The 12,703-nt window shown below is 68.7% G+C and carries 11 protein-coding genes; 7 read left to right on the top strand and 4 right to left on the bottom strand.

All coding sequences use genetic code 11. From position 1 onward, the window contains the following. Nucleotides 1-15: 15 nt before the first annotated feature. The 7 genes from murJ (ACYVD5_RS08810) to trxA all read left to right on the top strand — a co-directional run bounded on the left by murJ (ACYVD5_RS08810) (nucleotide 16) and on the right by trxA (nucleotide 8,905). Nucleotides 16-1,833, top strand: coding sequence for a murein biosynthesis integral membrane protein MurJ (gene murJ, locus ACYVD5_RS08810; protein WP_461000450.1), 1,818 nt, complete (start codon nucleotides 16-18; stop codon nucleotides 1,831-1,833). Between the two features lie 98 nt (nucleotides 1,834-1,931). After that, nucleotides 1,932-3,809 carry a murein biosynthesis integral membrane protein MurJ gene (murJ, locus tag ACYVD5_RS08805; protein WP_461000449.1) on the top strand — a complete coding sequence of 626 codons (1,878 nt, stop codon included), beginning with the start codon at nucleotides 1,932-1,934 and terminating at the stop codon, nucleotides 3,807-3,809. 273 nt (nucleotides 3,810-4,082) lie between these two features. Then, nucleotides 4,083-5,624 carry a protein kinase family protein gene (locus ACYVD5_RS08800; protein WP_461000448.1) on the top strand — a complete coding sequence of 514 codons (1,542 nt, stop codon included), beginning with the start codon at nucleotides 4,083-4,085 and terminating at the stop codon, nucleotides 5,622-5,624. 8 nt (nucleotides 5,625-5,632) lie between these two features. Continuing rightward, nucleotides 5,633-6,253 (top strand): RNA polymerase sigma factor SigM, encoded by a 621-nt coding sequence (gene sigM / locus ACYVD5_RS08795; protein WP_461000480.1) that lies wholly within the window; start codon nucleotides 5,633-5,635, stop codon nucleotides 6,251-6,253. Further along, entirely contained in the window at nucleotides 6,250-7,176 is a 927-nt protein-coding gene (locus ACYVD5_RS08790; RefSeq protein ID WP_461000447.1) for a hypothetical protein, read from the top strand. Before sigM ends, ACYVD5_RS08790 begins: the two co-directional genes overlap by 4 nt. A 367-nt stretch (nucleotides 7,177-7,543) precedes the next feature. Further along, nucleotides 7,544-8,476 carry a thioredoxin-disulfide reductase gene (gene trxB, locus ACYVD5_RS08785; protein ID WP_461000446.1) on the top strand — a complete coding sequence of 311 codons (933 nt, stop codon included), beginning with the start codon at nucleotides 7,544-7,546 and terminating at the stop codon, nucleotides 8,474-8,476. 102 nt (nucleotides 8,477-8,578) lie between these two features. Beyond that, nucleotides 8,579-8,905, top strand: coding sequence for a thioredoxin (gene trxA, locus ACYVD5_RS08780; RefSeq protein WP_461000445.1), 327 nt, complete (start codon nucleotides 8,579-8,581; stop codon nucleotides 8,903-8,905). 339 nt (nucleotides 8,906-9,244) lie between these two features. Here trxA and ACYVD5_RS08775 read toward each other — a convergent pair whose 3' ends face one another. The 4 genes from ACYVD5_RS08775 to ACYVD5_RS08760 form a co-directional block, all read right to left on the bottom strand. Next, nucleotides 9,245-10,177, bottom strand: coding sequence for a ParB/RepB/Spo0J family partition protein (locus ACYVD5_RS08775; protein ID WP_461000444.1), 933 nt, complete (start codon nucleotides 10,175-10,177; stop codon nucleotides 9,245-9,247). 25 nt (nucleotides 10,178-10,202) lie between these two features. Then, nucleotides 10,203-11,033 (bottom strand): ParA family protein, encoded by an 831-nt coding sequence (locus tag ACYVD5_RS08770; RefSeq protein ID WP_461000479.1) that lies wholly within the window; start codon nucleotides 11,031-11,033, stop codon nucleotides 10,203-10,205. A gap of 175 nt (nucleotides 11,034-11,208) precedes the next feature. Beyond that, nucleotides 11,209-11,928 (bottom strand): 16S rRNA (guanine(527)-N(7))-methyltransferase RsmG, encoded by a 720-nt coding sequence (gene rsmG, locus ACYVD5_RS08765; RefSeq protein WP_461000443.1) that lies wholly within the window; start codon nucleotides 11,926-11,928, stop codon nucleotides 11,209-11,211. Between the two features lie 219 nt (nucleotides 11,929-12,147). Further along, complete coding sequence (locus ACYVD5_RS08760) at nucleotides 12,148-12,660, bottom strand: Jag family protein (protein ID WP_461000478.1); 513 nt, start codon at nucleotides 12,658-12,660, stop codon at nucleotides 12,148-12,150. Between the last annotated feature and the right edge of the window lie 43 nt (nucleotides 12,661-12,703).

The following is a 12,703-nucleotide window of genomic DNA, read 5'->3' as shown; positions in this document are numbered from 1 at the left end:
CGAAGGGAGCCGTCTGTGGCCACCGAGACCACCAGCGGCAGCGACGACCCCTCCAGCGGCCGCAGCGCCGGCCCAGCGGGCACGGCGCACGATGAGCCCGGGCTGGCGCGGACCGATGGCGGCCCGGACAACGCCGCACCTGAAAGCGGCGAACCGGCCGACGGGGGCGACGGGGCCGAGCCCGCCGACGATGCCGAGGGCGCCGAAAAGGGCGGTTCCGGAGGCATGATGCGCTCCAGCGCCATCATGGCCGCGGGCACCATGGTCTCGCGTGTCACCGGCTTCGTAAAAGCGGTCGTCATCGCGGCGGCGCTGGGCACCCAACTGCTGGGCGACGCCTACCAGACCGCCCAGACCATCCCGTTCATCATCAACGACCTGCTGATCGGCGGGCTCATCGCCAGCGTCCTGGTTCCGCTGCTGGTGAAGCGGCGCATGAGCGACGCCGACGGCGGTGTGCGGACCGAGGACCGGCTGTTCACCTCCGCCGTGCTGGTGCTGTTGGCGGTGACCACCGCCGCGATCCTCGCCGCCGAACCGCTCATCGGCCTCTACCTGGGCGACTCCGCGCCGCGCCAGGCCGAAGTGTCGGTGTACCTGGCGCGCTTCCTGCTGGCCCAGATCTTCTTCGTGGGGCTGAGCGGGCTGATCAGCGGCATGCTCAACACCCGCAACCGGTTCGGCGCGCCGGTGTGGGCCCCGGTGCTGAACAACCTGGTCATCATCACCGTGGGCGGGCTTTTCCTGTGGGTCGCCGGAGCCGGGCGCACCGTCGACAGCGTCACGCAGGGCGAACTGGTCCTGCTGGGCGCCGGCACCTCGGCCGGCATGGCCGTGCAGACCGCGGTGCTGATCGCGGCGCTGTGGCGTACGGGCTTCCGCTGGCGCCCCCGGCTGGACCTGCGCGGTTCGGGCCTGGGCGAGGCGATGCGCAGCGCCGGGTGGATGTTCGTCTACACGCTGATGACCCAGTTGGGCCTGCTGATCACCGCCAACGTGGTCAACCGCGCCGGCGCCGCCAGCGTCCGGGGCGGCTACGAGGTAGGCGCCGGGCTGACCGCCTACAACTTCGCCTACACGCTGTTCCAGTTGCCCTACGCCGTCATCGCGGTCTCGCTGATCACCGTGCTGCTGCCGCGGATGAGCGCCCACGCCGCCGAACAGCGCTGGGACGAGGTCCGCGCCGGGTTCTCCCGCACGCTGCGGATCTCGGCACTGGTGCTGGTGCCGCTGGGCCTGGCGCTGGCGATCTACGCGGTGCCGGTGGCGACCCTGGTCTTCGCGCGCGGCAACACGTCGGCGGGCGACGCGGCCACCATCGGCGCGGTGCTGTGTGCCATGGCGCTGGGCCTGGTCCCGTTCACCGTCTTCCAGCTGATGCTGCGGGTCTTCTACGCGATGAGCGACACCCGCACGCCGGCGCTGATCAGCATTTCCAACGTCACGGTGCACGGTGTACTGGCTTTCCTCGCCTTCATGCTGCTGCCGCCCAACCTCGTCGTCGTGGGGGTGGCCGCCGGGTTCATGCTCTCGTTCGTTTCGGGGCTGACCATCGCCGGTTTCATCCTCAGCCGCCGCCTCGGCGGGCTTGACGGGCGGCGCATCGGTGCAACATTGTTGCGGCTGCACGCGGCCGCAGTCCCCAGCGCCGCCGTTGGCGGGGGTGTCCTGTGGCTCTTCAGCACCTGGTTCGGCGCGGGCCTCGCGACCAACATCGGCGCTCCGCTCGTCGGCTGCCTGGCGGGAGCGCTGCTGTTCGTGCTCTGCGCGAAACCGCTGGTGCCGGAGTTGTCGGATGCGATGCAGCTCGTACGCACACGCCTGCGGAGGTAGCAGGTAGCACTGCGCTCAGCGGCCCCCTGCCACCGCGGCCGCCCCGCCTCTGCCCCCCGCTTGCGGCCCCCGCCGCCTTACGAGGAAGCACCAGCAAGATGACCCAACCGGTGGCCGACGACCAGCCCGGCGAACGGCACGCCGGCGGGCCCGCAGGTTCCGCCGCCGCGGTACGCAGGCGCCGCCTCGTGTTGCCGGAGGAGGTGCTCGACGCGGTCGAGCACACCGAGCCGGACACCGAACCCGAGCCCGGTCTGCACACCGCCCACGATCCCTCCGACTACGGCGACCTGGGCACGGCCGACCGCCCCGGCGAAGAGGGCAACGAGATCGGCGGGGCCGCGCACACCGCTCCGGACAGCCTGGCGCGCTCCAGCGCGATCATGGCGGCGGGCACGGTCGTTTCGCGCGCCACAGGGTTCATCCGCACGATCGTGCTCGCCGCGGCGCTGGGCACCCAGCTGTTGGGCGACGCCTACCAGACGGCGAACATGGTCCCGTTCGCCGTCTACGACCTGTTGATCGGGGGTCTGCTCGCCAGCGTCTTCGTACCGTTCCTGGTCAAGCGCAAAAAGCGCGACGCCGACGGCGGAACAGCCACCGAACAGCGGCTGTTCACGGTCATCCTGCTGGTGCTGGGTGTGATCACGCTGGCCGCCATCGCGGCGGCGGAGCTGCTGATCCACCTCTACGCCGGCGAGTTCACCGGTCCCCAGCACGAGGCGGCCACGCTGCTCGCGCGGTTCCTGCTGGGCCAGATCTTCTTCATCGGTGCCAGCGGTATCGCCAGCGCCATGCTGAACAGCCGCAACAAATTCGGCGCCCCGATGTGGGCGCCGGTTCTGAACAACCTGGTGATCATCTCCGTCGGGGTGATGTTCCTGTTGATCACCGGGACCGGCACGACCCCGGAGTCGGTTTCCGCCGGCCAGCTGACCCTGCTGGGACTGGGGACCACGCTCGGCCAGGTGCTGCAGGCGCTGGTGCTGGTGTGGGCGCTGTTCGCCGCCGGGTTCCGCTGGCGGCCGCGGCTGGACCTGCGCGGTTCGGGCCTGGGCGAGGCTGTGCGCACGGCCGCGTGGATGATGCTCTACGTCGGTGTGGCCCAGGCGGGCCTGCTGGTGACGACCAACGTGGCGACCCGCGCCGGGGTGTACGCGTCCCAAGCGGGCGGATCCGCCGCGGGAGCGGGTATCACCGCGTACCAGTACGCTTCCATGCTCTTCCAGCTGCCCTACGCCATCATCGCGGTCTCGGTGATCACGGCGCTGCTGCCGCGGATGAGCGCACACGTCGCCGACGGGCGCAAGGACCTGGTGCGCTCGGACTTCTCCCGCGGGCTGCGGTTGTCGGCCGTGCTGATCGTGCCGCTGTCGGCCGCGATGGTGGTCTTCGCGATCCCCTTCTGCGTGCTGATCTACGCCAACGGCAGCACCTCGACCGAGGATGCCGCGGCCATCGGGCGGATCCTGATGGTGTTCGCGGTAATGCTGATCCCGTTCACGCTGTTCCAGCTGCTGATGCGGGTGTACTACGCGCTGGGCGACACCAAGACCCCGTCGCTGATCGCGCTGCCGGCCGAGGCCGCGCACGCCGCACTCGCCATCGCCCTGCTGTTCACCGCGCCGCCGCAGCTCGTGGTGGTGCTCCTGCCGACCGCCTACGGCCTGTACTACGTGGTCGGATCCGCCCTCGCCTGGCGCGGCTTGCGCGCCAGGATGAACGGGCTGGACGGCCGGCGGATCCTGCGCACATTGCTGCTGCTGTACGCGGCCGCCATCCCCAGCGCGGTGTTCGGCCTTGCGATGGTGCTGGCCTTCGGTGTCCTACCAGGGACGGTCATCCCGTCTCTGCTGGGCATGGCCGCAGGCGGCTCGGTGGGAGCCGTCCTCTTCGTTCTCGTGGCCAAGCGCCTCGGTGTGGCAGAAGTCACAACCTTCTTGGACATGGTGCGCAGCCGCCTGCTGCGTCGCTGATCACCAGGCGGACATGACCCTGCGTAATTGACATAAGGACCCAAATGCTCGCTCATCCGCCCACACCTGTCCACCGAAGGCACCACCGAAGCGTCCTAGCATGGAGCGGCAGTTCTATGCCGTTGCCCACGAGTTTTCTGAGCTGCCCGAAGGGAGGTTGGGGACAGACACCGACACGGCCGGACCCACCCCGAGCCCGGCCCGACCGGCTGCTCCCGGTACGGGTGGCGCCCTTCGGCCGTCGCGTCCGTCACTGCCGGCATGAGCACCTTCATGATTGAGCCAGGCGCCCGTCTCGCCGGCCGCTACCGACTCGACAGCCAGGTAAGCCAGACCGCGGGTGCGACCCTGTGGAAGGCCACCGACGAAACCCTCGCCCGCCTCGTCGCCGTATGGACCTTCGCCGACGAGTTCCCGTACACGAGCGAGGCCGTCCGGGCCGCACGGGCCACCAGCCGCATCGCCGACTCCCGTGTCACGCAGGTGTTCGACGCCGACGACAGCGGCGCCGCCCCCTACGTCGTAGAGGAATGGGTGGCCGGGCAGTCGCTGGCCGAACTCCTCGCTCAGGGACCGCTGCCCGCCGAACGCGCCGCCGGCCTGATCGCCGAGGCGGCCGAGACCCTGGCCACCGCGCACCAAGCGGGCCTGTACCACCTCAACCTGACCCCCGGAAAGCTCATCTGGAGCCTCGGGGGCGCGGTCAAGGTCACCGGCATCGGCATCGACTCCGCGCTGCGCGGCGCCGGCGCCGACAATCCCGCCACGGCCGACGCCCAAGGGTTGGGCAAGCTGCTGTACGCGGCGCTGACCGCCCACTGGCCCGACCAGGCCCGCAACGGGCTCCCGGCCGCGCCGCTGGTCGGCGGCACCCCGTGCCAGCCCAACCAACTGCAGCCGGGGGTCTCGCAGTACCTCAACGACCTCGTCTGCCGTACCGCGTTCCTCGCACCGCTGCAGGGCGGCCCCCTCACCAACGCCCGCGGGATCGCCGACGCGCTGGCCAGCGTCCCGCGCATGGTCCCGCTCCCGGGCACCCCGCCCAACGCGCCGGTCGCGCCCCAACCCGCCCGCGGCACCTCGCGGCGCTCCGGCGAGTTCCAGGCCGCGCCGCAGCCGCCGGAACAGCCCCAGCGCCAAGCCCAGCAGCGCCAGGCACCGCCGACCCAGCGGCGCCGCGGCAGAACCAGCGGCGAAACCACCGCGCTCACCCGGGCCCTGGTCGGTGCCCTGGCCCTGGTCGTGTTCATCGGGGTCGTCGTGGTCGCCTGGAACATCGGCACCAGCATGAGCGGACCGGGCACCGACCAGGACAACACCCAGCCCACCGGAGGCGGCGGCGAAGAGGAAGCTCCCGAACTCAGCGCACTCGAACCCGATTCGGCCAACGGGTTCGACCCGATGGGCAACGACGGCGACGAGCACAACGACGAAGCCGACCTGGCCATCGACGGGCAGCCCACCACGGGCTGGAACACCCAGGGCTACAACAGCGCCGACCTCGGCGGCCTGAAACCGGGCGTAGGGCTCATCCTCGACCTCGGCCAAGCCGCCGAACTCCACGAAGTCTCGCTCAACCTGGGTACCGGGCCCGCTGATGTGGAGATCCTCGTAGGCGACTCCACCGACCCCGCCGACCTCGGTGTGGAGGGGTCACCCGCTGCAGCGCAGAGCGGCGTCAACGGCGAAACCGATATTGAACTGGATGAGCCTGCCGAAGGACGCTATGTCGTCGTATGGTTCACTAGTCTGCCCCAGGACGGCGGAAGGTACCGGGGAACCGTCAACGAGGTCGAGCTGCGCGGGAAAACGTGACTACGGTGATTGACGCGGTTCAGGAGCTACCCGATAGGGAGCTGTTGTCCAGGCACGCTCAAGGCGACGACCATGCCTTCGGCGAGCTGGTCCGGCGCCACCGCGAACGCATGTGGGCTGTCGCGATCCGCGTCCTCGGCGACTCCGAAGAGGCCGCCGACGCCCTGCAGGACGCCTTCCTCTCCGCGTTCCGCGGCGCCCACCGCTTCCGCGGCGAAGCCCAGGTCAGCACGTGGCTGCACCGCATCGTCATCAACGCCTGCCACGACCGCATGCGCCGCAAGATGGTCCGCCCGGCGGTACCCACCGACGACGCCACGCTCGACGTGATCTCCAACGAACGCACCAAGGCCGCCACCCCCGACCCCACCGGCAGCAGCGACTCCGCCATGGACGTCCACTCCGCGCTGGAAAAGCTGCCCACCGAGCAGCGGTTGGCGCTGGTCCTGGTCGACATGATCGGCTACCGCGTCGACGAGGCGGCCGAAATCCTCGAAGTAGCGCCCGGAACGGTGAAAAGCCGCTGTGCGCGCGGCCGCGCGAGACTTCTTCCACATCTCGCGCATCTGCGGAACCCTGAGCGAGCCCGAGACGTCACATCTCCGAGAGGAGGTGACAGGGCATCGTGACGTCTCATGTGGACGCGGAGACTCTCGCCTTGTCGGCCGAAGGGCTGCTGGAGGACACCGAAGAGAGCACCGTCCAACAGCACATGGCCGAGTGCACGGCCTGCGCCGCGCAGCAGGCGCAATTGGCCGATGTCACACAGGCCTTGGCCGACTTTTCCGCGCCCCCGCTCCCCGACTCCATCGCGGCCCGCCTTGACGACGCGGTGCGGGCCGAGGTCGAAACCCGCCGGTCCGATTCCGGCAGCGGCGGCCCCGACCCTTCCGACCACTCCAGCACCTCCGGCGCCGCGCCCGGGCCGCCGGCCAATGTCGTCCCGATCCGCCGCAGGTTCGGGTCGTCGAACCGGTGGATCAACTACCTGGCACTCGCTGCGGCCGCGGTCGTGGTCGTCGGCGGCGGCAGTGCCGTGGTACGCAACCTCACCTCCGGCGAGACCGGGGGCGCGCCGCCCCACCTCGCCGGGCCGGACAGCGATTCGGCCGGCTCCGCCGCGCAGAGCGACACCGCACTGGGCTACCAGCCGCTGGTCATCGAAAGCGGAACCGTCTATACCCGCGGCCAACTCGACCAGCAGGCCGCGGCCGTTCTCGACGAAGCCGACCCGATGGCCCCTGAAGGCGCCCAGGGCAACGCTGACGGCCCCGGAAAGGCTGAGCGACCCGATCCATCGGAGGTCCCTTCCGATGTCTCATCGTGCGTTCAGGAGCTCGCCGGCGAATCCGGCGACCGCCCGATGCTGATCGACTTCGCGGAGTTCTCCACCGCCGACACCGCAGGCAAGGCCTGGGTCATGTACTACGGTGCCCGCCCCGGCAGCGAGGCCCAGGAGTCCTACGACGTGGTGGTCGTCTCGCCCGACTGCGTCGAGGGCGGCAAGGCGCAGGACGCCGTATTGGCGCGCGCGACCGTTCCCGCCCCCTGACCTCCGGCCGGCCGCCGCCGGCACCCGGTCCTTGAGCCCCCGCGCAACCGCTTCCGTTGCGCGGGGGCCGTTTGCGTGTGCGGCCCGCTGCCGGTGCCCCACCCGCGCGGCCCGGTTGCCGGCCGGGGCACGCCGCGCCTGCGGCAAGCGGATCAAATCCCGGTTTCCGCCCGCCGGATGTTCCAGGTTCCGCAGGGCCGGGGCCGGGGACCGTACGGAAAGGGCGACTCGCCGACAGATCGGCAGGTCGACACGGCTCCGGCACCCGGCGGGAATTGCCCGGGCCTACCATCTGTTGGGACAGACGACTTTCACCGCGGGCAGCAGCCAGCGTCCTGCCCGCCGAACCGACCGGAGGGCGACGATCGTGAGCGACGTCCGCAATGTAATCATCATCGGATCGGGTCCAGCGGGTTATACCGCGGCCGTTTATGCCGCCCGCGCCGAACTCCGCCCCCTGGTGTTCGAGGGTTCGATCACCGCCGGCGGCGCTCTGATGAACACCACCGACGTCGAGAACTTTCCCGGGTTCCCCGACGGCGTAATGGGTCCTGACCTCATGGACAACCTGCGCAAGCAGGCCGAGCGCTTCGGCGCCGAACTCGTGGCCGACGACGCCACCGAGGTCGACCTCACCGCCAGCCCCAAGGTGGTCAAGGTCGGCAACGACACCCACTACGCCCACACGGTGATCGTCGCCACCGGTTCGGGCTACCGCAAGCTCGGCGTACCCGGCGAGGAAGAGTTCTCCGGCCGCGGCACCTCCTGGTGCGCGACCTGCGACGGTTTCTTCTTCCGCGACCAGGACATCGCCGTCGTCGGCGGCGGCGACACCGCCATGGAAGAAGCCACCTTCCTCACCCGCTTCGCGCGCTCGGTCACCATCGTCCACCGCCGGGGCGAACTCCGCGCCAGCAAGATCATGCAGGAGCGCGCCTTCAACAACGAGAAGATCAGCTTCCTGTGGAACACCGAGGTGACCGAGGTCGTCGGCGACGCCAAGGTCTCCGCACTGCAGCTGCGCAACACGGTCACCGGCGACGAAAGCAAGCTCGACGTCACCGGCCTGTTCATCGCGATCGGCCACGACCCGCGGGTGGAGCTCTTCCAGAACCAGCTCGACTTCGACTCTGAGGGCTACCTCGCGGTCGACGCCCCCAGTACGCGCACCAACATCCCCGGCGTTTTCGCCGCCGGCGACGTCGTCGACCACAACTACCGCCAGGCGGTCACCGCCGCCGGCACCGGATGCGCCGCAGCACTCGACGCGGAACGCTACCTGGCCGACCAGGGGCACTAAACCGCGCTCCCCTGCGCCGCGCCGACCCAGCCCGGTGCGCGACGCGCCACCACTGCTTTTGTGACCACGCGACCATTAGCGATGATCGATGAGGAGTCCTCCATGACTGATCTGAAGAAAGTGACCGACAGCAGCTTCGAGTCGGATGTACTGCAGAGCGACAAGCCGGTGCTGGTCGACTTCTGGGCGGAGTGGTGCGGTCCCTGCCGCCAGGTCGCACCCATCCTTGAGGAGATCGCCCGCGATCACGGCGACAAGCTCGAGATCGTCAAGCTGAACACCGACGAGAACCCGAACACCTCGCGCGAGGCCGGCGTCATGTCGATTCCGATGATGAACGTCTACCAGAACGGCGAGGTCGTCAAGCAGATCCGCGGCGCCAAGCCCAAGCGCAAGCTGCTGCAGGACCTCGAAGAGTTCATCGGCTGACAGCTGGACCGGGCGGTTGCCGCGGCAGTGTTTCACGTGAAACGGTGCCGCCGTGCAGCCGGCAAGCCCAGGTAATCCCAATAAGCAGCGGCCCCGAGACCCAGTGTTCTCGGGGCCGCTGCTGTGTGCTGTGCTCTGTCCCGGCCGGTACTGCCGCATCCGCGCCGTACCGCATGCGCACCCGGCGATGACCGGCCGCCCGGCCTGCTTGTCGACATGTAGCGACGCATACTTGCCGATACCTACTGCCGCCCGCCGGCACCTAATCGCCGCTTGCTGACACCTACTTCCCTGCCGCCACATGGCGACGAGTCGACAAAGCGGCTGGGCGACCTACCGTTATTCTTCGCCCGTACCCGGCGCCATCGCCGCGATGATGCGCTCCAGATCCTCCTTGGTCGCGAACTCAACGACGATCTTGCCCTTGTTGCGGCCCTGGTTGATCTTTACCCGGGTGTCGAACACGTCGGACAGCCGGCGCGACCACTCCTCCATCTCCGGGCTGGGGCCGCTGCGTGCCGGTGAGCGGCGCGGCGCTGCACGTTTGTCGTCGGTCTCGCCCAGGGTGATGATCTCTTCCAGCGCCCGGACCGAGAGGCCTTCCTCCACGATGCGGCGCGCCAGGCGGTCCTGGGTCTCCGACTCCTCCACGGACAGCAGTGCCCGCGCATGTCCGGCGCTGAGCACGCCTGCGGCAACGCGCCGCTGCACCGAGGGAGACAGGTTCAGCAGACGCAGCGTGTTCGTGATGTGCGGGCGGGACCGGCCGATCCGCTTGGCGAGTTCGTCGTGGGTGGCGCCGAAGTCGTCGAGCAGCTGCTGATAGGCGGCGGCCTCTTCCAGTGGATTCAGCTGCTGGCGGTGCAGGTTCTCCAGCAATGCATCGCGCAACAGTTCGTCGTCGCCGGTTTCGCGGACGATCGCCGGGATGCGCTCCAGACCGACTTCCTTGCTCGCACGCCACCGGCGCTCACCCATGATGAGCTCGTAGCGCCCGGGACCGAGCTTGCGGACCACGATCGGCTGGAGCAGGCCGACCTCGGAAATGGATGCGCGCAACTCCTCCAGCGACTCCTCGTCGAAGTGCTGGCGGGGCTGCCGCGGGTTGGGGGTGACGGCGCCGACCTCGATCTCCTCAAGGTAGGCGCCCTGGACTGCCTCGGGGGTGGGCTCCGCGTCGAGGCTGGGCGGAGCGTCCAGGCTCGTAGTATCGGGCGCTTGGGGAATCAACGCGCCAAGGCCCTTGCCCAGACCGCGCCGCTGCTGGCTCACCGACGTCTCCCTTCACGTCTCATGATCAGTTTCCGACGCCAATCTTCGCCCGGTGGGCGATCTCGCGCGCCGCCTCCATGTAGGCAACCGCACCGGTGGAGCCCGGATCGTAGGTCATCACCGACTGCCCGTAGCTCGGGGCTTCGGAGAGCCGGACGCTCCGGGGCACCAATGTCTTGAGTACCAGATCCCCGAAGTGGCCGCGTACTTCATCCGCAACCTGGGACGCCAGCCGGGTCCGGCCGTCGTACATGGTGAGCACGATGGTCGAGATCTCCATCGCCGGATTCAGGTGGGACTTCACGAGTTCCACGTTGCGCAGCAGCTGCCCCAGCCCTTCCAGTGCGTAGTACTCGCACTGGATCGGTATCAGCACCTCTTCACAAGCGACCATGGCGTTGACCGTCAGCAGGCCGAGCGAGGGCGGGCAGTCGATGAGGATGTAGTCCAACTCGCTGCTGTCGTAAGCGGCGAACGCCCGCTTGAGCCGCGACTCGCGGGCCACCAGCGAGACAAGCTCGATCTCCGCACCAGCCAAGTCGATAGTGGCGGGAACGCACCAGAGGTTCTCGATATCGGGCACCGGATGAGCGATGTTGCGGATTTCCTCGTCCTCGACCAGGCAGTGGTAGATGGAACGGGACTCGGCGTCGCGCTCCATCCCCAGGGCGGTGGACGCGTTTCCCTGCGGATCGAGATCGACGACCAGCACGCGGTTGCCGTGCATCGCCAGAGCGGCGGCGATGTTGACGGTTGTCGTCGTCTTGCCGACACCGCCCTTCTGATTGGCCACACTGACGACCCGGCACTTATCGGGGCGCGGCCAGGAGTTGTCGCTGTGTCCGCGAACCGACATCGCAGCGCGGGCGGCACGAGCGATCGGAGTATCGAATTCCACCTCAACACCGGACGTCGGAATCACATCGACATCCGTTTCACGTGAAACATCGGCGGGCATGGCATGGTCCTCCCAGTGAGGCGTTTCACGTGAAACGTGGGCGCCGTCGGACTGGTTCTGGGGCACGAAGACTTCACCTCTTCCGTCCGCGCTTCTTCCTGGAGCCACCTGAGGGGCGTCGCGACTTGGATGCGGCGGCATGATCGCGCTCAGCTGTGACCGTCACGCGGACAACCGTGGTAGCGGGTTCGACTTTACCGCGCCCAACCCGAATAACATCAGCAACGCAGGGGCGTTGTGCCGACAAATCCCCGCGGGCCTCTTCCAGTTCACTCTCGGCTTGCTCACCCTTCAGCGCGAGCAGACTCCCGCCCTTGCGCAGCAACGGCAGCGACCACGCTGCCAACCGAGTCAGCGGCGCCACCGCCCGTGCGGTGACGATGTCGGCCGACACCTCCGACCGCACGTCCTCGGCACGTCCGCGACGCACCTGCACATTGGGCAGACCGAGGTGCTCGATGCACTCACGCAAGAAGACCGTGCGGCGCAGCAGCGGCTCCAGCAAGGTCACCGACAGGTCCGGGCGCATAATGCCCAGCACCACACCGGGAAGGCCGGCACCGGAGCCGATGTCGACGACGTCCGCACCTTCCGGGACTAGTTCCTCAACGACGGCGCAGTTCATCAAGTGGCGCTGCCACAACCGAGGGACTTCACGCGGACCAATGAGTCCGCGTTCCACGCCGGCGTCGGCGAGCAGGTCCGCATACCGCCCCATGAGCGGCAGCGCGTCACCGAACAAGTCCTGCGCCTGCTCGGGCGGTGCCACCTTCCCCTCAGCACCCGAGGTCATCAGTCACCACCTTGACACTTTCTGACCGGTCAGCGATGAATCGACAGGTCGATATGGAGAGAAATCCAGGGGAGTAGATACAGCAGCGCCCCCCACGATCTTATGCGTGAGGGGCGCCGATGCCGGACGTTGTCGTTTCACGTGAAACCGAGGCCGAGTCGCTATCGACGACGGTGCGCCGTCGGGCCGCAGACCCACTGGCCGCATGACCGAGTAGCCTCACTCGGCCGGATAGACCACCACATAGCGGTTGGGCTCTTCGCCTTCGGACTCACTGCGCAGCCCGGCTGCGGCGACGGCGTCGTGCACCACCTTGCGCTCGAAAGGGGTCATCGGCTCCAGCGGCTTGACCTCACCGCTCTTCTTGACCTCCGCAACGGCATCGGAACCCAGGCGCGACAGCGTCTGCCGCCGGGAGTCGCGGTAGCCGCCGATGTCCAGCATCAGCCGACTGCGGTTTCCGGTGCTGCGGTGCACCGCAAGCCGGGTCAGTTCCTGGAGCGCTTCAAGTACTTCGCCGTTGTCGCCGATAAGCTCATCCAGGGTTGCCCCGACGACCGACACCAGCGCACGGTCGCCTTCGACGTCCATGTCGATGTCGCCGTCGAAGTCGGCGATGTCCAGGAGGCCCTCGATGTAATCGGCGGCGATGTCGCCCTCGCGCTCCAGCGCCTCGACGTCGACGGCGGCCCCGGCGGCTTCGCCCTCGTCGTCCTGGGGAGCATCAGCCACGGCCACGCTTCCGCGCTCGTCCCCGTCGTCAGTGTTGCCGTCG

The sequence above is a fragment of the Streptomonospora sediminis genome (assembly GCF_054778995.1).
This window is presented reverse-complemented; position numbering and strand designations above follow the sequence as displayed.